This window comes from Pseudomonas sp. 478, assembly GCF_003254125.1.
Lineage (GTDB): Bacteria > Pseudomonadota > Gammaproteobacteria > Pseudomonadales > Pseudomonadaceae > Aquipseudomonas.
This window is the reverse complement of the sequence record NZ_QKZG01000002.1, coordinates 637,929-658,027: the sequence shown is the minus strand read 5'-3', so window position 1 is coordinate 658,027 and position 20,099 is coordinate 637,929. Positions and strand designations below refer to the sequence as shown.

Sequence of the window (20,099 nt, the reverse complement as noted above, 5' to 3'; positions counted from 1 at the left end):
AATCTCCCACGGTCTGTACTGCGTCAACAGTCAGAATCGAGCCTTGTCCCTCCTCCTCCCTTCAAGTCCTACCATACAAGCGAGCCTGCTCGCGATAGCGTCTGGTCAGCCAACATTGATGTTGAATGTAAGACCGCTATCGCGAGCAGGCTCGCTCCCACAGGTTCTGCGCCTCAACACAGATCGATCATCAGACGCTAGCCACCTGAACCACCGGCCTGCGCTCCAGATTCAAGGCCAACACGCTGACCAGCACCACCAGCGCTCCCGCAACGATCATCAACGTCGGCCGCTCGCCCATTGCAAAAGAGGCAATTGCCATGGCGGTCGGTGGAATCAGATACAGCGTCATCGTCGCGCGGCTCAAATCCACATGAGTCAGCACATAGGCCCAGGCGAGATACGCCAGGGCACTTGGGAAAATGCCCAGCCCGATGACCGCAAGCTGCACTTCAACTGGAGCGGTGATGACCTGGCTCACCAGTCCCGGGAGATAAACCAACAGCAGCAGCGTCCCGAACCAAACCGTGTAACACACCAATGTCAGCCCGTCGTAGCGCCGCGAGTAATGCTTCTGCAAGGCAAAGTAAAAACTCCATGACACCGCCGCTAACACAATCAGCCATCCATGGGCGTCGATGCTCCCCAATCCGTGGTCACCGGCCACCACCATCACCACGCCGATCAATCCCAGAAAAACGCAGCCCCAGCGCCACACGCTCACCCGGTCCTTGAACACGAAACGCGCCAGCAACGTGCTGAACAACGGCGTTGATTGCGCCAACACACTCGAGGCTCCGGCGCTGATACTTTGCTGGCCGAAATTCAACGCGACATGGTGCAGGCTCACGGCAAAAAATCCGAGCGCGAACAGCAGCGGCAGGTCACGAGTTTTCGGCAGGCTAATGCCTCGGAACACTGCGACCACCGCCATGAATGCCGATGCCAGCAGAAACCGCAGCAGGGCTAGATGACCAGGATCATAGGCCTGCAAACCGATGTGAATGCCGGTCGGTGAGTAACCCCAGCAGCCGACCACAAATGCCATGGCCAGGAAGATTTTGACGGGGGAGCCGGGGGAGGGCGTGAGTGGCTTCATGATCGGGCACCTGTAGGCGGATGCACCCAGTATCAGAAGCCTAACTGTTCTCCACAACTGACTTATAGTGCGTCAACTCTTCACTTTTGGTGACGTATGGAGCTGGCACAGATACGTATGTTCAAGACCGTCGCCGAGGTCGGCAGCATCGCTCGGGCAGCCGAGCTATTGCATTGCGTGCCGTCGAACATCACGGCACGGATCAAGTCCCTGGAAACGGAGCTGGGTGTCGCGCTGTTTCTACGCGAGGGCCGAGGGCTGCGAATCAGCCCGGCGGGGCAGACCTTTCTGGCTTATGCCTCGAAAATTCTCGCCCTGACGGCAGAAGCCAAGCGCGCGGTGGACCCTTCGGCCGAGCCGTCCGGGCCGTTGCGCATTGGCGCCATCGAGTCGTCGGCGACCGGTCGATTGCCGCGGTTGCTGGCGAAATTCCACAAGCGTTTCCCCGGCGTTGCGCTGGAACTGACCACCGGCACCTGGAGCCAATTGCTCGACGACACGCTCAATCATCGTCTCGACGGCGCGATCGTCGCCGTGGATGTCGAGCGCTCACACCTCAAGCGCACGCCGATGTACCGCGAGGAGCTTTTATTGATCGCCTCGACTTCACTGGGGCCGGTGCGTGACATCGCGGATTTGCAGGACAAGACCGTGTTCATGTGGCCTCAGGGCTGTCCCTATCGGGCGGCGCTGGAACATTGGTTGCTGCGGCAGGGGCAGGCGTTGCCGATTGTCAGCCTGGCCAGTTACGGGGCGATTGTCGGCTGTGTCAGTGCCGGGGCGGGTGTCGCGCTGGTGCCAAAAGGCGTGTTTGATCAGTACGCCAAGGGGGCGGGTTGTGCGGGGTATGAGTTCCCCGAGCTGATGGCGATCGACAATCTGTTTTACTGGCATGAAAACGCCGGGGTTCACCCGGCGCGAGAGGCGTTTGTGGGGATGTTGCGCGAAGAGTTCACGGCGTAATAGGCGTCGGGTCTGAAAGCCACCCCTCACCCCAGCCCTCTCCCCAACGGGGAGAGGGGGAAAGGGGGCCGATCTTCAAGCCTTTCAAACCTGAGTTCGACTCGGAATTTCAGGTCGATGTAGCTCTAGAACAACTCGGTCAGTCCCCTCTACCTCTGGGAGAGGGTTAGGGTGAGGGGTGGATCTAAACTATGCCCACATCCCGCATCAACAACCCAAACTGCAAATCCACCGCATCCGGAATCGGCAAATACACCGTGTGCCCATCCCCCGGCGCCACCTCGATCGGTTCACCTTTAACGTTTTGCAGTTGATGCAAGTCGAATTGGAAGTTGCCCTTGGGCGTCATCAGTTCCATGTGGTCGCCCAAACCAAATCGATTCTTCACCTTGACCTCCGCCATCCGGTCACGCCGCTCGCCGGTCAGCTCGCCGACAAACTGCTGCCGCTCCGACACCGAACTGCCGTGCTGGTAGTTCTGGTATTCGTCATGCACATGCCGCCGCAGAAAACCTTCGGTGTAGCCGCGTTGGGCGAGGGATTCCAGATCCGTCATCAGACTGCGGTCGAACTCGCGACCGGCCACCGCGTCGTCGATCGCCCGGCGGTACACCTGAGTGGTGCGTGCGCAATAAAAATGGGATTTGGTCCGACCCTCGATTTTCAGTGAGTGCACGCCCATCTGCGTCAGGCGCTCGACATGCTGCACCGCGCGCAGGTCCTTGGCGTTCATGATGTAAGTGCCGTGTTCGTCTTCGAAGGCCGGCATCAGTTCATCGGGCCGATTGGCTTCCTGCAACAGGAACACCTGATCGGTCGGGGCGCCGATGCCCAGGGTCGGTTCGGGCTGGAAGGTCTGCACGATTTCGCCGAGCTGGTTTTCAGTGGCCTCTTGCGCCGAATATTTCCAGCGACAGGCGTTGGTGCAACTGCCCTGATTGGCATCGCGCTTGTTCATGTAACCCGACAACAGGCAGCGACCAGAATAGGCCATGCACAAGGCGCCGTGGACGAACACCTCCAGCTCCATCGCCGGGACTTGCTCGCGGATTTCGGCGATTTCTTCCAGGGACAGCTCCCGCGACAGGATGATCCGGCTCAAACCTTGTTGCTGCCAGAACTCGACACTGGCCCAGTTCACCGTGTTGGCCTGTACCGACAGGTGAATCGGCATCTGCGGATAATGCCGGCGGACCAGCATGATCAACCCCGGGTCGGACATGATCAGCGCGTCCGGCGCCATGGCAATGACCGGCGCCAGGTCTTTGAGGAAGGTTTTAAGCTTGGCGTTGTGCGGGGCGATGTTCACCACCACATAGAAACGCTTGCCTTGGGCCTGGGCCTCGTGAATGCCGAGGGCCAGATTGGCGTGATCGAATTCGTTGTTGCGCACCCGCAGGCTGTAGCGCGGTTGACCGGCGTACACCGCATCGGCGCCGTAGGCGAAGGCATATCGCATGTTTTTCAGGGTGCCGGCGGGGGCGAGCAGTTCTGGAGGCAGGAGAGTCATGGCAGAGTCGGTCACAAAAGCCGCCGAGAGTAAGCGGCTTGCCCGCGAGTTTCATTGATCTGGATCTATGCTTGATGAACAAACGGATGGCACTCGCGCGAACCGTGGCGGACTAAGCATCAGGACGCGACATTGTGTCCTTGCGGACTGACATGGATCGGACATGAACGAAGAGACAGTACAAAACAAATCACTGGTGATTTTGCTGGGGCTGGTCACCGTCGCCTTCATCTGGATTTTGCTGCCGTTTTACGGCGCGGTGTTCTGGGCGGTGATCCTCGGCATCCTCTTCGCACCCCTGCACCGACGACTGCAACTGAAGTTCGGCTGGGAACGCAATCTGACGTCGCTGCTCACCCTGAGCATCTGTCTGTTGATCGCGATCCTGCCGGTGATTGTCCTCAGTATCTTGCTGATTCAAGAAGGGGCCTCGGTCTACCACCGCATCGAAAGTGGCGAACTGGACATCGCCGGGTACGTGACGCATTTCAAACACAGCCTGCCGCCGTACTTCCAGCACTTGCTCGATCGGGCCGGGGTAGGCGAGCTGGACGGGCTGCGGGAGAAAATCATCAAAAGTGCGGTGACAGGCAATGAGTTCATTGCCAACAAAGCCTTCAGTTTTGGTCAGGGTACGTTCGATTTCGTGGTGAGCTTTTTCATCATGCTCTACCTGTTGTTCTTCTTTCTGCGGGACGGCGCCGAACTGGCCCGCAAAGTGCGCGCCGCTGTGCCGCTGCAGGACAACCAGAAACGCCGTTTGCAACTCAAGTTCAATCGTGTGGTACGGGCGACAGTGAAGGGCAACCTGCTGGTGGCGATCACGCAGGGCGCATTGGGCGGTTTGATTTTCTGGTTTCTGGATATTCCGAGCGCGTTGCTCTGGGCGGTGCTGATGGCGTTTCTGTCGCTGCTGCCAGCGGTGGGGGCGGGGATTGTCTGGGCGCCGGTGGCGGCGTTTTTCCTGTTCACCGGAGCGATCTGGCAGGGCGTGGTGCTGGTGCTGTTCGGGATTTTTGTGATCGGCCTGGTGGATAACGTGCTGCGACCGATCCTGGTGGGCAAGGATACCAAGATGCCGGACTACCTGATCCTGATCTCGACCCTTGGCGGTCTGGCGATCTTCGGCCTCAATGGTTTTGTGATCGGGCCGCTGATCGCTGCGCTGTTCATGTCGAGTTGGGCAATTTTCATCGAAACCAAGCCGCGGGTGCAGCTGCCTTAAGCGCTGAGTTGGCCTCGGCCGATGCGTTGCGACAGTGCCTGGGCGGCTGGCAGCGAGGTGAGCGGACCGCTGATCGGTTCGCCGTCCTGCACCAGATACCAACAGGCGAGCAATCCTAGCTCTCTGAGCGGTGCGGGAACGGCACTGCCGATAACGGACATGATCTGAACCTGGGACATAAGTACCTCCATCAATCGATGGAGCCACCTTACGGAACGGACGCTTGAACGGACAATCAACGCTTTCGATAGTCGTCATTGATGTCAATGAGTCATCGGTTCAGTCGACCACCAGGTCCAGCATATGAACCACTTCCTGCTCGTTGAGCAGGCCTTTTCGCACCAGGTTTTCTGCCAGCAGCGAAAGAAACTTGGCGCTGCGATGGCCTTCCAGGTGCTTGAGTTCGGTCAATGCGTTGTACACCTTGCTGGAAGTGCACAAGCCGACAACGCGGTGCGGGTTTTGCGTGGGCATAAGGTCGTCCTTGTTTTTATCAACCTGTTGTTAACGGACAGATCCAAGAGTGCGGACCCGACATGACATAAATATGACCGTTTTCCCCAAAGCGGGGGAAGGATGGCGAGTCAATCTTGCCAACTTGCGCCGCAAAGACTGTCCCGACAGCGACCTTGGCGAGATTTATCCAGACCTCTGCCGACGGACGGTCACAAAAAAGGCCCCGCTGTTGAGGCGAGGCCTGATGATTCCGTTACCAGCGGCCATAACCGTGGGGAGGGCCGTAGTAACCGCGCGGTGGACCGTAATAACCACGTGGTGGGCCGTAATAAACCGGCGGTGGGCCGTAATAGACCGGTTGCTGCACGTAGACCGGTGCCGGCTGGTAATAAACCGGTGGCGGGCCGTAGTAAACCGGTTGTGGCTGAACGTAAACCGGTTGCTGTACATAGACCGGGCGATTGCTGTTGATGAGGGCTGAACCGACGATGGCCGAGCCAACGATCGCACCAAATACCGCCGGTCCTTCCCAACCGTGACCGCCGTGACCGCCGCCAGCTTCTGCCTGCCCTGCGATAGCAAGCGCACCGATCAGCAAGGCTACTGTGGGGATTTTACGGATCATGATAGTTCCTCGGTTCTTCGCCCCAGCGCTTGTGTCTGCAATAGACTCAAGGATTGTCGCGGGGATACTTCTAAGACAGCGTTTTTTTCAAAATCAGCACAGCCGTTGGGTAAATTTTGTGTAAGGTCTGTACTCGCTTCTTTACGGTTCAGTGAGGCTTCGTGCAGACACACCGTTATGATCGATCAGACCCGATGGATTGGCTAATCCCGTCCATCCGAAAGTGCTATTGAAGGAGATTTTTCATGCAGATGAACCCCGACAGAGACACCCAGCTGTGCATGTCGCTTTCCGCACGTCCCGGGAACTTCGGCCTGCGGTTTCACAATCATCTGTATGAGCAACTGAACCTGAATTTTTACTACAAGGCCTTCAGCAGTCAGGATTTGCCCGGTGCCGTTGGCGGCATTCGCGCCTTGGGGATTCGAGGTTGCGGCGTGTCGATGCCGTTCAAGGAGGCGTGCATTGCGCTGGTCGATGAACTGGACCCCTCCGCTGCGGCCATTCAATCGATCAACACCATCGTTAACACTAATGGCCATCTCAAGGCTTACAACACCGACTACATCGCGATCGCCCAGTTGCTTGACACCCACCAGGTGCCGAAGGAATTGACCTTTGCCCTGCGCGGCAGCGGCGGCATGGCCAAGGCTGTGGCCAGTGCCTTGCGGGATGGCGGCTACAAAAATGGCCTGATTGTTGCCCGTAACGAGCGCACCGGGCGGGCGTTGGCCGAATCGCTGGGCTATCGATGGCAAGCGGTGCTGGGCTCGGAGCGGCCGCAGATGTTGATCAACGTCACACCGATTGGCATGAACGGCCCTGAGGCCGATCAGTTGGCGTTCGATGCTGAAACCATCGCTGCTGCCGAGACTGTCTTCGATGTCGTGGCAGTCCCCTCGGAAACACCGTTGATTGTGCGCGCTCGTGCTGAAGGCAAGCGAGTGATCACCGGGCTGGAAGTGATCGCGATCCAGGCGCTGGAGCAGTTCGTGCTGTACACCGGCGTGCGGCCGACCGATGAGCAGTTTCACAACGCCGTGGAGTTTGCCCGCAGTGGCCATGGCCATCCTGCTGCCCAATAAGCGAAACCGTGACTGAGGTGACTCATGCATCCTGCCATTCTTAATCTGGATCAGGCCGAACTTGAGCCGCTGCCCGAAGCGTTTGCCCCGACGGGAGACACCGCCGACCGCTATCGGCAACGGCAGGCGCGCATCGGCCAGCAACTTGGCGCGCAGAAGCTGGGTTATCGCCTGTACGCGCTGGAACCGGGGATGCGTGGCAGCCCGTTTCACAGTCATCGGGTCAATGAGGAAATGTTTTACATCGTGGCCGGGGAAGGGGAGATTCGCTTGGGCGCCGAGCGCTTTCCCGTTCGCGCCGGTGATGTCATTGCCTGCCCGCCGGGCGGCCCTGAAGCCGCGCACCAGATCATCAACACCAGCAACGCTGAGCTGCGCTACCTGGCGGTCAGCACCCAACAATCCCCCGAGATTTGCGAGTACCCGGATTCCGGCAAGTATGCGGTGATGGACGACTTCAAGGTCGATGCCGAGGGCAATGCCTCGGGCTTCGTCGCCATCGCCCGGCCGGCCGACGGCGTGGATTACTGGGACGGCGAATAGAAGCACCGCGAACCTAATGTGGGAGCGGGCTTGCTCCGGGCGGCGTTCCGACGAAAGCGGTATGACAGTCACCCAAGATGGTGAATGTTATGGCCCCTTCGCGAGCAAGCCCGCTCCCACATTCGATCTTTGTTGTTAGTTTATTCGAGGCGGGCCAGTCGCTCTTCCAGCGCCGCAATTCGCGCCTCAAGCTCTTCGATCCGCTCAACCGATACGCCGCCACCCGCGCCACGCTCGGTCGGGTTCTGCCGTGCCGCCAGGATCACTTCGATGTCCGCCGGGTCGCCCAGGGCGTGCATATAGCGGTCTTCCCGCTGACCGGCCTGGCGCGGAATCAGCAGTGCCAGATCGCGAGCAATCAGCCGTTCCAGTTGATGCACCACCTGTTCGGCATCTTCAAAGTCATGCATGCGGCCGCTGCGGGTCAGCAGTTCATTGACCGTTTGTGGGCCGCGAAGGAATAACAGCCCCGTCAAAATCACTTGAGCGGGCACCAGTTCCAGTGCCTTGTCGACTTTGTGTTCCCAGCGATCCGCACGACTGCCCATCACCAGTTTGGTAAAGCCGCGACCTTCGAGGGCGCGCAGACTTTGGCCGACCTGACCCTGGGTCAGGTTCATCACCGGCTCGCGGCTGGTTTTCTGGTTGCAGGCAATCACCAGCGCATTGAGCGTCAGCGGATAGGTTTCCGGGCTGGTGGCCTGTTTCTCGATCAACGAGCCCAGTATCCGGATTTCCGTGCTGTTAAGCTGCGGCTCGTCGAACGTTGTCTCTTGCTCAGTACTCATGGTTCTGCGTCCTTCCCGGGGTCAATTTTTCTCCTGCTGGCATGCACTGTAGATTGACGTGTGTCAATGGCAACTGAATTCGTCACGCGTTCTTGCTATCGTCACAAAACCTAAATGAATAATTAACGCTATTTTTACAATCCAGCGAGCAACGTATGCATGCCGAGAGCTGGCGGGCCTGATTGCGGGCATCTGGTAGTTCTCCCATCGACGATACAAGCCTTATTGACTGGACTATGGAGCAAAGCATGAAGCTGACGTGGGTATTGGCCAAGAACAATGCGCTGATCGGCGCGAACTCCCAATGACTGTTCTGGTCACTGGCGCCGCCGGCTTCATCGGGTATCACACTGTTAAGCGTTTGTGCCGGGAAGGCCTTGAAGTCATCGGCATCGACAACCTCAACGACTATTACAGTGTTGAACTCAAGCGTGCACGGCTTAACGACCTTGCATCCTTGCCTGGCTTTCGTTTTCAGACTCTGGATATCGTCGACAAACCGGCACTGATGGCGTTGTTCAACGAACATCGTTTTACCGAGGTTGTGCACCTGGCGGCCCAGGCGGGTGTTCGCTATTCGCTGGACAACCCGGACGTCTACGCGCAATCGAACCTGGTGGGTTTTCTGAATGTGCTGGAAGCTTGCCGTCACTATCGTCCCGAGCACCTGATCTATGCATCAAGCAGCTCGGTGTACGGTACCAACAGCAAAATGCCATTCAGTATTGAAGACGCTGTCGATCATCCCATTTCACTGTACGCGGCCAGCAAACGTGCTAATGAGTTGATGGCTCACAGCTACTGTCATTTGTATGGCCTGAGGGCCAGCGGCCTACGCTTTTTTACCGTTTACGGACCTTGGGGGCGCCCCGACATGGCGCTGTTCAAGTTCACCGAAGCGATCCTCAACGGTTTGCCGATTGATATCTATAATCACGGCCAGATGGCGCGCGACTTCACTTACATCGACGACATTGTCGAAAGTGTCGCCCGTTTGCGCCTTCGGCCGCCGATCCCGGACGGGGAGGGCGACGGCGTTAACCGGATTTTCAATATCGGGCGTGGCATGCCGGTAGCACTGCTGGAGTTCGTCGATTGTCTGGAGTCGACGCTGGGGATCAAAGCGCAACGCAACTTTCTACCACTGCAGCCTGGCGATGTGGTCAAGACTTGGGCTGACGTATCGGCATTGACCCAATGGGTCGACTTCCACCCTCAGGTGACGGTGGAGGCGGGTGTAGCGGAATTTGTAAAGTGGTATCGCCACTTTTATCAGAGATGAAATGTTCGCCCTTGATAATAAGAAACCAAGGATTAAAGGGGGGACCCTATGAGTCATGAAATTTTTGTATCTGTACTGATTCCTGCAAAAAATGAAGCAAACAACCTGAAGCCATTGATTGAAGAAGTGCGCACAGCCTTGGCCGACGAGGCGTACGAAATCATCGTCGTGGACGATGGCAGTACCGATACCACCTTGCACGAACTGCGGCAGATCAAAAACAATGGCCTGAGCACGCTGCGGATCCTGCGTCATGAGCGTTCGCTTGGGCAAAGCACCTCGCTTTACCATGCAGCGCTGGCTGCCAAGGGGCAGTGGCTGGCCACGCTCGATGGCGATGGCCAGAATGATCCTGCGGACATCCCCGGGATGTTGGCGCTGGTGCGCGGTGAACAAGGGCTGGCCGGCCTTCAGTTGGTGGCCGGGCACCGGGTCAACCGCCGCGACAACGCGAGCAAGCGCTGGGCCTCACGGTTTGCCAATGGATTGCGCAGCCGCATGCTCAAGGACCAGACACCGGACACCGGGTGTGGATTGAAGTTGATCGAGCGGGCGGCGTTTTTGCGCCTGCCGTACTTCGATCATATGCATCGGTACATTCCTGCACTGATCCAGCGCCATAACGGCCGAATGATCACTCACCCGGTCAACCACCGTCACCGCACAGCCGGGGTCTCCAAATACGGCAACCTGGACCGTGCCCTGGTGGGCATTCTCGACCTGATCGGCGTCTGGTGGCTGATCCGGCGCACGCGCCTGAACGCCACTGCGCAGGAAATCGAAGGATGAATCTCTCCCGTGAAACCCTGTGGCTGGTGGTCGGCTTCGCCGGCCAGATAGCCTTTACCGGTCGCTTCGTCTTGCAGTGGCTTTACAGCGAATACAAGAAACGCAGCGTGATTCCAGTGAGTTTCTGGTACCTGAGCATCGTCGGTAGCGCCCTGCTGCTCGCTTATGCCATTTACCGGGAGGACCCGGTATTCATTGCCGGTCAAGCCTTTGGCTCGATCGTTTATCTGCGCAATTTGCAGTTGATTGCTCGCAGCAAACACTTAAAGGACTGAGTCATGCGCAGAACGTTATCACCCCGGGTCGAATGCCTGGGTTTGATGGTACTCGCCCTGGTTTTGATCGGTGCCGGACTAGGACTGCGTCAGCCGCAGAATGTCGACGAGGAGCGATTCCTTGGTGTTGCGCTCGAGATGCTGCAGCACGGCTCGTGGCTGATTCCGCACCGTGCGGCAGAGATCTATGGCGACAAACCGCCGATTTTCATGTGGACGGTGGCGTTCTTCGCCTGGCTCACCGGGAAACCCTCCATCGCCCTGTATCTGCCGGGTCTTCTATCGGCCGTGACGGTCACCGCCGTGGTTTATGACCTTGGCCGCCGGTTATGGCATCAACGTGCCGGCCGGATGGCGGCGCTTTTGTACCTGGCGACCTATCAGACCTACAGCATCCTGCAGACCGGTCAGATCGACAGCTTTTTGATTCTGTTCACCTCCGTGGGTATGTACGGTCTGGCGCGGCACCTGTTGCTCGGGCCCGCCTGGCGCTGGTTCTACCTGGGCTGCGCCGCCATGGGCATTGGTGTGATCACCAAAGGAGTTGGCTTCGTCCCGGCCCTGATGCTGATTCCGTATGCCTATGCGGTGCGCAAAGGCTGGCCCGGTGTGGTGGCCATGCCCGGCGAGGCGCGCAAGTGGCTGCTGGGACTGCTGGTCATGCTGGGCGCCATCGCGATCTGGTTACTGCCTTTGGCCTTGTCCATCGCGCTCAATGGCACTGCTGAAGAGATCGCCTATGCGCGAGAAATTCTGCTGCGCCAGACTGCGGGACGCTATGCCGCCGCCTGGGACCATCGCGAGCCGTTCTGGTATTTCTTCGTTCACGTGATCCCGCAATATTGGCTGCCGCTGGTGCTGGCATTGCCGTGGCTGGTGCCCGCCTGGCGCCGGCAACTGCGCAAGCACGACGGCCGAGTGCTGGTGCTGCTGGGCTGGGTCGTGCTGGTGGTGCTGTTTTTCTGTATCAGCAGCGGCAAGCGCAAGTTGTACATCTACCCGGCGCTGCCCGGGCTGGTGCTGGTGGCTGCACCGCTGATTCCCTGGTTACTCAAACGCTGGTTCAGTCAGCGTCCGCGCGGTCGGCGGGTATTCCAGGCGCTGGTCGTGACCTGGTTTGCGCTTTGGATTGCCCGCGGTTTCATCGAACCGATCAAGGACGGTCCCAACCCTCACGAAGCGATCATGGCGCAAGCGGCGACCATGACCCAAGGCGCCGACCTGGTGTTGGTCAATTGGCGCGAGGGCCATTGGCTGTTCGCGCGACAACCGATCGTGCACTTCGGGATGGTCGGCTCCACAGTCGAGCAGGCGGCACTGTGGTTGCGCGAACACCCTAAGGCGTATGCCTTGGTCCCCGACGAACTGTTGAGCCAGTGTTTCAATCCTCAGGCCGCGCGTGAGTTGGGCGAAACCTCCCGAGCGCAATGGTCGATCGTCGGCGCCGATGCCGATAACGGCCAATGCCATCCGCGACAACCCGTCAATGTCTATCGATTTACCTGGGATCGAGAAAAAGTATGAGCAAGGCAAGGAAGGCTGGAATTGTTCTGATCGCCGCGCTGGTCGGCGTTGGTGGGGTTTTCGTTCATTTTGGCTGGCCCGGGCAGTTGTACGCGCACTGGCATAACAGCTGGTATGGCAATCAGGCGCCAGACAAAAATATCTGGCTGCCAGACTACAAGGTCGCGGTCGAAGGCAAACCGATTCCGGGCATCACTGATATGTCCGGTCTCGCCTATGACCCTGATCACGACCGCATTCTGGGTATCACCAATGGTGTGCCTATGGAAATTCTGGCGCTGACCCGTGATGGCGATTTGATCGAACGCTACCCATTGATCGGTTTCGAGGACACCGAAGGCATCGCTTACATGGGCAAAGGGCGGGTGGTCATCGTTGATGAACGGCAGCAGCGGTTGCACATTTTTACCCTGCCGGAGACCGCTGGCCCCATCCGTGCGGATCAAACCGAATCACTCGCTATTGAGATCAACCTCAGCGCGCATAACAAGGGGTTTGAAGGTGTGACCTATGACCCGGCCAATGACCGCATCTTCGCCATCAAGGAGCGTGATCCGCGGCAACTGTACTCAATCACCGGCATGCTCGGCTCCATTGGCAACCGAATGCAGATCCGTATCAAGGACTTGACGTCCTGGGTCGACCGCGGCGTTTTCAGCAAAGACCTTTCCGAGGGTTACTACGATCCTCGGACCGGCCACTTACTGTTGCTAAGCGAAGAGTCCAGCAACCTGACCGAACTGGACCAGCAGGGTAACTTCGTCAGTATTCTCTCTCTGCGCGCCTTGGCGGGTGACCTCAAGCGTACGCTGCCGCAAGCCGAAGGCATGACCATGGACAATAAAGGCGAACTTTACATTGTGAGCGAGCCCAACCTGTTTTACCGGTTCACCCAAACGAAGGCCGGTCTGTCAGCGAGTGCAGAAAAACACTGATCAATTTGAGGTTTTCATGCCGGCAGGGGGCTAACTTTCGCAGCTCGTTCAGAGCTTGCGCTGCGTTTCCCCTTGCGGATAAAAGACCCGCCGCAGGGGACCGTGCATGGCTATAATCGCCCCACGTTTCCCTCCTGTCACAACACGAGACTGCCATGACTATTTCTCTGTACGCCGCTTCCGTTCCGGTTTTCAAGCAAATGCTCAACGCCCTGAGCGACGTTTTGAACAAGGCCGAAGCCCACGCCACTGCCAAGAACATCGACCCGAATGCTTTCCTGCAAGCCCGTTTGTACCCGGACATGTTCCCGCTGGTCCGTCAGGTGCAGATCGCCGTTGATTTCGCCAAGGGCGTTTCCGCGCGTCTGGCCGAAGTTGAACTGCCAAAGTACGACGACACCGAAACCACCTTCGCCGAGCTGCAAGCGCTGATCGCCAAAGTGCTGGCCTTCATCGGCGAGATCAAACCGGAACAGATCGACGGCAAGGAAGGCATCGAAATCATCACCCGTCAGGGCACGCCGAAAGAGAAGCGCTTTACCGGCCAGGCTTACCTGTTGAGCTACGGTCTGCCGCAATTCTTCTTCCACGTCACTACCACCTACGCACTGCTGCGTCACAACGGTGTGGAAGTCGGTAAGCGCGATTACATGGGCGCGTTCTAAACCTCCCGACGTAAAAAAGCCCGCCAAGGTGTGAACCTTGGCGGGCTTTTTGTTGGCTCTCTGGAGGAGCTGGGGGGGGCGCCTAGCCCTTGCCGGCGATGGCGATCTCAAGTACGCCATCGCCGGCAAGCCGTGCTCCTACAAGTACATTGTTATGCCAACCGTTGTGCTTTCTCGTCTTCGCCCAGGCACGCCGCCGCGGTGAACAGCACGTCTGTGGAGGAGTTCAGCGCGGTTTCCGCCGAGTCCTGCAGCACACCGATGATGAACCCGACGGCCACCACCTGCATGGCGATTTCACTGGGGATGCCAAACAGGCTGCACGCCAGTGGAATCAACAACAACGAGCCGCCCGCCACGCCCGAAGCGCCACAGGCACAGATCGCCGCGACGATGCTCAGCAGGATGGCGGTCGGAATGTCCACGGCGATGCCCAGCGTATGCACGGCCGCCAGGGTCAGCACGGTAATGGTGATCGCCGCGCCCGCCATGTTGATGGTCGCGCCCAGCGGGATCGAGACCGAGTAGGTGTCTTCGTGCAGGCCCAGGCGCTTGCTCAATTCGAGATTGACCGGAATGTTCGCCGCCGAGCTGCGCGTAAAAAACGCAGTGATGCCGCTTTCGCGCAGGCACATCAGCACCAGTGGATACGGGTTGCGACGCAGCTTCCAGAACACGATGACCGGGTTCATCACCAGCGCCACAAACAGCATGCAGCCCAGCAGCACCGCCAGCAGATGTACATAGCCGATCAAGGCACCGAAACCGGAAGTGGCGAGGGTCGAAGCCACCAGGCCAAAAATGCCCAGCGGCGCAAAACGAATCACCAAGCGCACGATCAGGGTCACGCCGTTAGACAAGTCGCCGAGCACTTCGCGAGTGGTGTCACCGGCATGGCGAATGGCAACGCCCATGCCAATCGCCCACGCCAGAATGCCGATGAAGTTGGCATTCATCAATGCGCTGACCGGGTTGTCGACCACGCTCAACAGCAGACTTTGCAGCACTTCACTGATACCGCCTGGCGCGGTGACAGCAACGTCGTGAGTGGCCAACACCAGGCTCGACGGGAACAGCGTACTGGCGACAACGGCCACCACCGCCGCCGCAAACGTTCCCAGCAGATACAGAAACAGAATCGGCCGGATGTGGGTTTCCTGGCCGTGCTTGTGGTTGGCAATCGAGGCCATGACCAGCACGAACACCAGAATCGGCGCGACAGCTTTAAGCGCCGATACGAAGACTTTGCCGATGAATGCGGTGGACTTCGCCACCTCCGGCGCGAACAGGGCCAGGGCAGTCCCGGCGATCAGGCCGATGATGATTTGTGTAACCAGGCTCAAGCGTTTCAGGCGTAACCATAGCGAAGGGGATGAAGCGGTCATAAAACGGCATCTCTGATTTTATTAGGTGCGGGGGTATCGCGACATCAATGCCAATCAATGGCCGATGAACAGGGTGTACGTATCGCAGGGCGCGGACTTTATCACAGCGTGGTCTTCATCCTTCAGACCTGTGACGATCTGCCGCCCGCGGGGTCAACGAGATCGGCAGGTTCGTGCAACCCTGATCGGAAACACTCTGTTAAGATTCGCCATCCTCATTTTCAAGTCATGCCAGTGGGCCTTCGGGCTATCGCTGGTGTTGTCGTTTTCTGGAGTTCTGCATGCTGTTGCCCATCCTTCTGTTGTCCGCTGCCGGTTTCACGGTGCTGACCACGGAATTCATCATCGTCGGCCTGTTGCCGGCGATCGCTCGAGACCTTGAAGTCAGCATCCCCCAGGCGGGGTTGCTGGTGACTTTGTTCGCCTTCACGGTTGCCGCATTCGGGCCGTTCCTGACCGCCTATTTCGCAAGGTTCGAGCGCCGCAAATTGTTCATCTCGGTGCTGATCATGTTCGGCCTAGCCAATACCCTCGCGGCGTTTGCGCCGAACATCTGGGTGATGTCCGTCGCCCGGTTGATCCCCGCGTTGGGGTTGCCGGTGTTCTGGGCGCTGGCCAGTGAAACCGCGGTGGACATTGTCGGCCCGGACTACGCCGGTCGCGCCATCGCCAAGATCGGTTTCGGGATTGTCTGCGCCACGGTGTTCGGCATTCCGGTGGGCACATTGATCTCCGATGCGTTCGGCTGGCGCAGTGCCTTCGGCCTTCTGGCGGTGATCGCGTTTGCCAAGGCGTTGCTGCTGTTTATCTACCTGCCGAAAACCAATCTGCATCAGCATCAAGTCAGTTTCCGCTCGCAGTTCAGGATCCTGCGCAGCCCGCTAATGGTGGGGCATGTGCTGCTGTCGATCCTGGTGTTCAGCGGCATGTTCACCGCCTACACCTACCTGGCGGACATTCTTGAGCGACTGGCCGGTTTCAACGGCACGGTGGTCGGCTGGTGCCTGATGGGCTTCGGCGCGGTCGGCTTGATCGGCAACTCACTGGGCGGCCGCGCCGTGGATCGTCATCCGTTGATGGCTTCGATGATGTTCTGCGCGTTTATGATCGCCGGCCTGGTGGCGTTGGTGCCGAACATTCATTCGCCGCTGGGTCTGGCAGCGGCGATGGGGATCTGGGGCGTGACTCAGGCAGCGTTGTTCCTGGTCAGCCACGTGCGATTGATGAAGGCTGCACCCGAAGCGCCGGCGTTCGCGGCATCGCTGAACATTGCCGGGGCTAACCTGGGGATCGGCCTGGGCGCGATGATCGGCGGCAGGGTCATCGACGGTGTGGGCCTGCAAGGTCTTGGTTTCGCGGCGGCCGCTTTTATCCTCGCCTCGATCCTCCTGGCCATCGCGCTGATGACCTTCAAGCCCCGCGAAGTCTGCGCCTGACACCTCACATCTCGGTGAACAGCTCGCGTCGGGCACCTTCGGTAATGGCGACAATGCCGGGGTGCTTGACCTTGCGTTCCACCGAAATGGCGTAGAACGACTCGGTCACCGCATCGGTCTGGCCGATCAATTCCACGCCGTATTGGCGTATCACTTCATCGGCAATCACGCTCGGGCCGATGAATATCCCACTGCCGGATTGGCCGAAAGCCTGCATCAAGGCGCTGTCGTCGAACTCGCCGACGATGCGCGGCTGTATCTGCTGCTCGGCAAACCAGCGCTGCAAGCGACTGCGCACCACGGTCTCCGGCCCTGGAATCAGCAGCGGTGCGCCGTGCAGGCTGCGGGGGAAATCCTGACCGTATTGCGCCGCCAGTTCAGCCGTGGCGAAGAAGCTGATCCCGCATTCCCCGAGTTTCTGGCTGTAGCCCTTGATGTCCAGGTGCGAGGGCATCGGGCTGTCGGAGATCACCAGGTCGAGCCGCTGGATCGCCAGGTCGGCGAGCAGGCGTTCGAGTTTGTCTTCGCGACAGGTGATGCGTAGCGGCTCGCTCAATTCCATGGTCGGCGCGATCAGGCGATAGACGATGGATTTGGGCACCACATCGGCCACGCCAACCCGAAACAGAATCTGCTGTTCGTTGGGCTGTGCCCGCAGCATCAGCTCCAGTTCGCCGCCCAGCTGAAACATTTGCTCGGCGTAGGGCAGGGTCTGACGGCCGGCTTCGGTGAGTTCCAGCTGCCGGCCAACTCGGCGAAACAGCTCGATGCCATAGGTTTGTTCGAGCAGGGAAATCTGCCCGCTGATGGTCTGCGGCGTCAGGTTCAGCTGCTCGCAGGCGCGCACAATGCTGCCGGTCTTGGCCACCACCCAGAAGTAATGCAGCTGTCGATAGTTGAGCATGGCGACCTACAGTTCGTTAAAACCGAAGTATAACCGCTAAAAATACGAATTTTCCTGAAGTGTTTGCCTCCCTAGAATGCCCCGCTATCGACGGGTGGCCTTTTCGCCCTGTCTGTTCTATCGAGGAAAGCATCATGAAGCTTAAAACCACGGCACTGCTGATCACGTCTTTACTGGTATTGGCCGGTTGTGACCAGGCCGAAAAAAGCGCTCAGCAACTGATGGACAAGGCTGCCGAAACCGCCAAACAAGCGATCGACGACACCCACAAAGCCGCAGAACAGGCAATCAGTGATGCCACTGGCGGGCTGATCAGCAAGAAAGAACAACCGGCCAAAGAAACGGACAAAACCGAATCTACGTCCCAGGAAATCTAAACCGTCTTAAAGAGTCAGGACTGACCCATGGAATACCTTTTAGAACTTATTGCAAGCCCTACTGCCTGGGTCGCCCTGGCTACGTTGATCGTCATGGAAATCGTGCTCGGCATCGATAACTTGATCTTCATTTCGATCCTGACCAACAAACTGCCCGAGCAGCACCGGCAGAAGGCGCGGCGCATTGGTATCGGCATGGCGCTGATCCTGCGACTGGCGCTGCTGAGCACCATCGCGTTCATCGTCCAGTTGACTGAGCCTGTAATCGATATCTTCGGCCAGACGTTCTCCTGGAAGGACATGATCCTGATCGCCGGCGGCCTGTTCCTGTTGTGGAAGGCGACCACCGAGATCCATCACAGCATGGACCCTGCGCCGGAAGATCCAACGTCGGCCACCTCGACCGTGACCCTGGGCTTTGCCGCCGCGATCGGTCAGATCCTGCTGCTGGACATGGTGTTCTCTATCGACAGCATCATTACCGCTGTCGGCATGACCGAGCATTTGCCGATCATGATCATCGCGGTGGTGGTGTCGGTACTGGTGATGTTGCTGGCGGCTGATCCCCTGGCCAAGTTCATCAACGACAACCCGACGGTGGTGATGCTGGCACTGGGCTTCCTGATCATGATCGGCATGACGCTGATCGCCGAAGGCTTCGGCGCCCATGTACCTAAAGGCTACGTGTATGCGGCCATGGCGTTCTCGGCGACGATCGAGGGTTTGAACATGATGTCGCGACGGGCGAAGCAGAAGCGTATAGCCGCTGAAGCTTAACTGGCGCTAAACGAAACGGCCGCCTGCGCTCGAAAGAGCCCAGGCGGCCGTTTTTGTCTGGAGACCTAAGGGGTGCCGGTCAGTGCGCGGTAGCGTGCTGTTCTGCGGTTTTATCGGGTTTCGCCACTGGCGTCGACTGAGCCGGATGATGGTGCCGGCGGGTAATGCGCAGGACCCCCCATAACATGGCGGCGGCAACGGCCAGCCAGCCAGAAATCAACATCACTATGGTCATTGTCAGGCTCATCAGTGCCTCCTCTTCGCCCTGCTGCGGGCACACACTCTTTGCACATGACAGTCTAGTCGCTGCTGTGTTTCAGGCTATTGACCAAAGGTGGGCTGTCACCAATCAGTTCGCTCTATCGAATCCCATCATCTGCCGGTTAAGGCTATACCGTTGCCGCGCGGCGTCCTATGATCGACGGCCAAGCCGGGAGCGCGAATACCTGGCGTCCAAATCAAGAGAGTGATGATGGTGCGGGTATTTTCTCGAGTTCGATCTTTAGCGCTGGTCGTTGGCTGCGTAGCAGGTCTGGCTGGCTGCGCGGGGAGTGTGGCACCTGAAATCAAGCGCCTGCCGGAGCGAGTCGAGCTCAGTGGTACGTTCTACCGTGGCGTGGCGAATCAGAGTGGGCCGCAAGTGCTGGCCAGCATGTTGTCCCAACAAGGTATTGTGATTACGCCAGGCTTGCTCGAAAAACCGTTGCATTTGCCGGGTGCCGAAGCCCAGTTGCAGCAGAACATGCAAAACCTCGCTCGCGAGTACGGCATGGTCGTCTATCCCCTCGACAGCAATCTGCCTGCCCTGTTGACCCAGGTTGCGGCCGGTTACCCGGTGATGGTGCGTTTCACGGAAGGCTCGGCGTTCTGGGCTGAACCGCGTTACGCCATTCTTGCCGGGTACAACCGCCAGAAGCAGACCGTGCTGCTGCGCTCGGGCATGAATCATCGGGAATTGATGGGCTTCGGTTCGTTTGAATCGGCGCTCAAGGATGCCGGTGGCTGGGCCGTGCTGATTCAGAAGCCGAATCAACTGCCGGCCAATGTCGATCAACAGCGATGGCTCAAGGCCGCGAGCGACCTTGCCCAGGCAGGTCAGGAGCAGGCAGCCGCCACGGCGAAGAAAGCGCTGAACGCGCAATAAGTCCGTTCGTCATTTATCGGGCACCCTTGCACTTTGCCGACCTCTAATGGAGAAGGGCCTGGTTTTTCCGGGCCGGACTCAAAGGAGGCGCCCATGGCACATTCCACTACCCCTGTCGGCCCACATTCGTCTGAGCATTCTTCGGGTGATGAATTGGGCTTCGATCCCGATTCGCCAGACCTCGCCGATCCTCAGGTCGACCCCATCGGACCTGCCAAGGCGCCCAGGGATGTGAAGCCGGGCGACAATACCAAGGCTCCCGCGAAGCCTTACGATCCACTTGCCAATCTGAAACCCTGAGCCTGAGTGAGG

At 58.7% G+C, this 20,099-nt stretch carries 23 protein-coding genes and 1 pseudogene; 15 read left to right on the top strand and 9 right to left on the bottom strand.

What is annotated here, in order from left to right; all coding sequences use genetic code 11:
• Positions 1-190: 190 nt before the first annotated feature.
• A complete protein-coding gene (locus tag DFS28_RS06935; RefSeq protein WP_111449104.1) occupies positions 191-1,099 on the bottom strand; it encodes a DMT family transporter in 909 nt (302 codons plus the stop codon).
• Between the two features lie 96 nt (positions 1,100-1,195).
• Between DFS28_RS06935 and DFS28_RS06930 the strand changes: the two genes are divergently transcribed.
• Positions 1,196-2,062, top strand: a complete 867-nt coding sequence (locus DFS28_RS06930; RefSeq protein WP_111449103.1) for a LysR substrate-binding domain-containing protein — start codon at positions 1,196-1,198, stop codon at positions 2,060-2,062.
• A gap of 184 nt (positions 2,063-2,246) precedes the next feature.
• Here DFS28_RS06930 and yegQ read toward each other — a convergent pair whose 3' ends face one another.
• A complete protein-coding gene (yegQ, locus tag DFS28_RS06925; RefSeq protein ID WP_111449102.1) occupies positions 2,247-3,572 on the bottom strand; it encodes a tRNA 5-hydroxyuridine modification protein YegQ in 1,326 nt (441 codons plus the stop codon).
• Positions 3,573-3,735: 163 nt separating this feature from the next.
• Here yegQ and DFS28_RS06920 point away from each other — a divergent pair, with 163 nt between their 5' ends.
• Positions 3,736-4,797, top strand: coding sequence for an AI-2E family transporter (locus tag DFS28_RS06920; RefSeq protein ID WP_111449101.1), 1,062 nt, complete (start codon positions 3,736-3,738; stop codon positions 4,795-4,797).
• Here the strand turns inward: DFS28_RS06920 and DFS28_RS06915 are convergent.
• The 3 genes from DFS28_RS06915 to DFS28_RS06905 all read right to left on the bottom strand — a co-directional run bounded on the left by DFS28_RS06915 (position 4,794) and on the right by DFS28_RS06905 (position 5,878).
• On the bottom strand, positions 4,794-4,976 hold the full coding sequence (locus DFS28_RS06915; protein ID WP_111449100.1) for a hypothetical protein: 183 nt from the start codon (positions 4,974-4,976) through the stop codon (positions 4,794-4,796). The two genes, DFS28_RS06920 and DFS28_RS06915, sit on opposite strands and share 4 nt — an antisense overlap.
• Positions 4,977-5,076: 100 nt before the next feature.
• Positions 5,077-5,271: a hypothetical protein gene (locus tag DFS28_RS06910; protein WP_111449099.1), complete on the bottom strand. Its 195-nt coding sequence runs from the start codon at positions 5,269-5,271 to the stop codon at positions 5,077-5,079.
• Positions 5,272-5,506: 235 nt separating this feature from the next.
• A complete protein-coding gene (locus DFS28_RS06905; RefSeq protein WP_111449098.1) occupies positions 5,507-5,878 on the bottom strand; it encodes a hypothetical protein in 372 nt (123 codons plus the stop codon).
• 245 nt (positions 5,879-6,123) lie between these two features.
• Here DFS28_RS06905 and DFS28_RS06900 point away from each other — a divergent pair, with 245 nt between their 5' ends.
• Positions 6,124-6,963 carry a shikimate 5-dehydrogenase gene (locus DFS28_RS06900; protein WP_111449097.1) on the top strand — a complete coding sequence of 280 codons (840 nt, stop codon included), beginning with the start codon at positions 6,124-6,126 and terminating at the stop codon, positions 6,961-6,963.
• Between the two features lie 24 nt (positions 6,964-6,987).
• Positions 6,988-7,506, top strand: a complete 519-nt coding sequence (locus tag DFS28_RS06895; RefSeq protein WP_111449096.1) for a cupin domain-containing protein — start codon at positions 6,988-6,990, stop codon at positions 7,504-7,506.
• A 140-nt stretch (positions 7,507-7,646) separates the two neighbouring features.
• On the opposite strand, the gene DFS28_RS06890 is transcribed toward DFS28_RS06895, so the two are convergent.
• Positions 7,647-8,294, bottom strand: coding sequence for a YceH family protein (locus tag DFS28_RS06890; RefSeq protein WP_111449095.1), 648 nt, complete (start codon positions 8,292-8,294; stop codon positions 7,647-7,649).
• Positions 8,295-8,598: 304 nt separating this feature from the next.
• On the opposite strand from DFS28_RS06890, the gene DFS28_RS06885 reads away from it, so the two are divergent.
• The 6 genes from DFS28_RS06885 to DFS28_RS06860 all read left to right on the top strand — a co-directional run bounded on the left by DFS28_RS06885 (position 8,599) and on the right by DFS28_RS06860 (position 13,764).
• On the top strand, positions 8,599-9,576 hold the full coding sequence (locus DFS28_RS06885) for an NAD-dependent epimerase (RefSeq protein ID WP_111449094.1): 978 nt from the start codon (positions 8,599-8,601) through the stop codon (positions 9,574-9,576).
• A 48-nt stretch (positions 9,577-9,624) separates the two neighbouring features.
• Positions 9,625-10,365: a glycosyltransferase family 2 protein gene (locus tag DFS28_RS06880; protein WP_111449093.1), complete on the top strand. Its 741-nt coding sequence runs from the start codon at positions 9,625-9,627 to the stop codon at positions 10,363-10,365.
• Complete coding sequence (locus DFS28_RS06875; RefSeq protein ID WP_008148397.1) at positions 10,362-10,640, top strand: lipid-A-disaccharide synthase N-terminal domain-containing protein; 279 nt, start codon at positions 10,362-10,364, stop codon at positions 10,638-10,640. Before DFS28_RS06880 ends, DFS28_RS06875 begins: the two co-directional genes overlap by 4 nt.
• A gap of 3 nt (positions 10,641-10,643) precedes the next feature.
• On the top strand, positions 10,644-12,164 hold the full coding sequence (locus DFS28_RS06870) for a glycosyltransferase family 39 protein (RefSeq protein WP_111449092.1): 1,521 nt from the start codon (positions 10,644-10,646) through the stop codon (positions 12,162-12,164).
• A complete protein-coding gene (locus tag DFS28_RS06865; RefSeq protein WP_111449091.1) occupies positions 12,161-13,099 on the top strand; it encodes an SdiA-regulated domain-containing protein in 939 nt (312 codons plus the stop codon). The genes DFS28_RS06870 and DFS28_RS06865 overlap by 4 nt, the downstream gene beginning before the upstream one ends.
• 155 nt (positions 13,100-13,254) lie before the next feature.
• Positions 13,255-13,764, top strand: coding sequence for a DUF1993 family protein (locus DFS28_RS06860; RefSeq protein ID WP_008148402.1), 510 nt, complete (start codon positions 13,255-13,257; stop codon positions 13,762-13,764).
• Between the two features lie 152 nt (positions 13,765-13,916).
• Here the strand turns inward: DFS28_RS06860 and sstT are convergent, their stop codons facing one another.
• Positions 13,917-15,149, bottom strand: coding sequence for a serine/threonine transporter SstT (sstT, locus tag DFS28_RS06855; protein ID WP_111449090.1), 1,233 nt, complete (start codon positions 15,147-15,149; stop codon positions 13,917-13,919).
• Between the two features lie 281 nt (positions 15,150-15,430).
• Here sstT and DFS28_RS06850 point away from each other — a divergent pair, with 281 nt between their 5' ends.
• Positions 15,431-16,585, top strand: coding sequence for an MFS transporter (locus tag DFS28_RS06850; protein ID WP_111449089.1), 1,155 nt, complete (start codon positions 15,431-15,433; stop codon positions 16,583-16,585).
• A 4-nt stretch (positions 16,586-16,589) separates the two neighbouring features.
• On the opposite strand, the gene nhaR is transcribed toward DFS28_RS06850, so the two are convergent.
• Entirely contained in the window at positions 16,590-17,489 is a 900-nt protein-coding gene (nhaR, locus tag DFS28_RS06845) for a transcriptional activator NhaR (protein WP_008148408.1), read from the bottom strand.
• A 134-nt stretch (positions 17,490-17,623) separates the two neighbouring features.
• On the opposite strand from nhaR, the gene DFS28_RS06840 reads away from it, so the two are divergent.
• The gene (locus tag DFS28_RS06840) at positions 17,624-17,866 is read left to right on the top strand and encodes a hypothetical protein (RefSeq protein WP_111449088.1); all 243 of its coding nucleotides are present in this window, start codon (positions 17,624-17,626) and stop codon (positions 17,864-17,866) included.
• Between the two features lie 27 nt (positions 17,867-17,893).
• Positions 17,894-18,643: a TerC family protein gene (locus DFS28_RS06835; protein ID WP_111449087.1), complete on the top strand. Its 750-nt coding sequence runs from the start codon at positions 17,894-17,896 to the stop codon at positions 18,641-18,643.
• A gap of 79 nt (positions 18,644-18,722) precedes the next feature.
• Here DFS28_RS06835 and DFS28_RS06830 read toward each other — a convergent pair whose 3' ends face one another.
• Positions 18,723-18,890 (bottom strand): hypothetical protein, encoded by a 168-nt coding sequence (locus DFS28_RS06830; RefSeq protein WP_165934015.1) that lies wholly within the window; start codon positions 18,888-18,890, stop codon positions 18,723-18,725.
• A gap of 167 nt (positions 18,891-19,057) precedes the next feature.
• Between DFS28_RS06830 and DFS28_RS06825 the strand changes: the two are divergent.
• A pseudogene (locus tag DFS28_RS06825) lies at positions 19,058-19,787 on the top strand (peptidase C39 family protein).
• A gap of 93 nt (positions 19,788-19,880) precedes the next feature.
• Positions 19,881-20,087, top strand: coding sequence for a DUF6021 family protein (locus DFS28_RS06820; RefSeq protein WP_008148414.1), 207 nt, complete (start codon positions 19,881-19,883; stop codon positions 20,085-20,087).
• The last annotated feature ends 12 nt before the right edge of the window (positions 20,088-20,099 follow it).

What these genes read in the sequence shown, in the direction of transcription:
- DFS28_RS06935 (WP_111449104.1), bottom strand. Translation starts at nt 1,099, where the DNA reads ATGAAGCCACTCACGCCCTCCCCCGGCTCCCCCGTCAAAATCTTCCTG.
- DFS28_RS06930 (WP_111449103.1), top strand. Translation starts at nt 1,196, where the DNA reads ATGGAGCTGGCACAGATACGTATGTTCAAGACCGTCGCCGAGGTCGGC.
- yegQ (WP_111449102.1), bottom strand. Translation starts at nt 3,572, where the DNA reads ATGACTCTCCTGCCTCCAGAACTGCTCGCCCCCGCCGGCACCCTGAAA.
- DFS28_RS06920 (WP_111449101.1), top strand. Translation starts at nt 3,736, where the DNA reads ATGAACGAAGAGACAGTACAAAACAAATCACTGGTGATTTTGCTGGGG.
- DFS28_RS06915 (WP_111449100.1), bottom strand. Translation starts at nt 4,976, where the DNA reads ATGTCCCAGGTTCAGATCATGTCCGTTATCGGCAGTGCCGTTCCCGCA.
- DFS28_RS06910 (WP_111449099.1), bottom strand. Translation starts at nt 5,271, where the DNA reads ATGCCCACGCAAAACCCGCACCGCGTTGTCGGCTTGTGCACTTCCAGC.
- DFS28_RS06905 (WP_111449098.1), bottom strand. Translation starts at nt 5,878, where the DNA reads ATGATCCGTAAAATCCCCACAGTAGCCTTGCTGATCGGTGCGCTTGCT.
- DFS28_RS06900 (WP_111449097.1), top strand. Translation starts at nt 6,124, where the DNA reads ATGCAGATGAACCCCGACAGAGACACCCAGCTGTGCATGTCGCTTTCC.
- DFS28_RS06895 (WP_111449096.1), top strand. Translation starts at nt 6,988, where the DNA reads ATGCATCCTGCCATTCTTAATCTGGATCAGGCCGAACTTGAGCCGCTG.
- DFS28_RS06890 (WP_111449095.1), bottom strand. Translation starts at nt 8,294, where the DNA reads ATGAGTACTGAGCAAGAGACAACGTTCGACGAGCCGCAGCTTAACAGC.
- DFS28_RS06885 (WP_111449094.1), top strand. Translation starts at nt 8,599, where the DNA reads ATGACTGTTCTGGTCACTGGCGCCGCCGGCTTCATCGGGTATCACACT.
- DFS28_RS06880 (WP_111449093.1), top strand. Translation starts at nt 9,625, where the DNA reads ATGAGTCATGAAATTTTTGTATCTGTACTGATTCCTGCAAAAAATGAA.
- DFS28_RS06875 (WP_008148397.1), top strand. Translation starts at nt 10,362, where the DNA reads ATGAATCTCTCCCGTGAAACCCTGTGGCTGGTGGTCGGCTTCGCCGGC.
- DFS28_RS06870 (WP_111449092.1), top strand. Translation starts at nt 10,644, where the DNA reads ATGCGCAGAACGTTATCACCCCGGGTCGAATGCCTGGGTTTGATGGTA.
- DFS28_RS06865 (WP_111449091.1), top strand. Translation starts at nt 12,161, where the DNA reads ATGAGCAAGGCAAGGAAGGCTGGAATTGTTCTGATCGCCGCGCTGGTC.
- DFS28_RS06860 (WP_008148402.1), top strand. Translation starts at nt 13,255, where the DNA reads ATGACTATTTCTCTGTACGCCGCTTCCGTTCCGGTTTTCAAGCAAATG.
- sstT (WP_111449090.1), bottom strand. Translation starts at nt 15,149, where the DNA reads ATGACCGCTTCATCCCCTTCGCTATGGTTACGCCTGAAACGCTTGAGC.
- DFS28_RS06850 (WP_111449089.1), top strand. Translation starts at nt 15,431, where the DNA reads ATGCTGTTGCCCATCCTTCTGTTGTCCGCTGCCGGTTTCACGGTGCTG.
- nhaR (WP_008148408.1), bottom strand. Translation starts at nt 17,489, where the DNA reads ATGCTCAACTATCGACAGCTGCATTACTTCTGGGTGGTGGCCAAGACC.
- DFS28_RS06840 (WP_111449088.1), top strand. Translation starts at nt 17,624, where the DNA reads ATGAAGCTTAAAACCACGGCACTGCTGATCACGTCTTTACTGGTATTG.
- DFS28_RS06835 (WP_111449087.1), top strand. Translation starts at nt 17,894, where the DNA reads ATGGAATACCTTTTAGAACTTATTGCAAGCCCTACTGCCTGGGTCGCC.
- DFS28_RS06830 (WP_165934015.1), bottom strand. Translation starts at nt 18,890, where the DNA reads ATGAGCCTGACAATGACCATAGTGATGTTGATTTCTGGCTGGCTGGCC.
- DFS28_RS06820 (WP_008148414.1), top strand. Translation starts at nt 19,881, where the DNA reads ATGGCACATTCCACTACCCCTGTCGGCCCACATTCGTCTGAGCATTCT.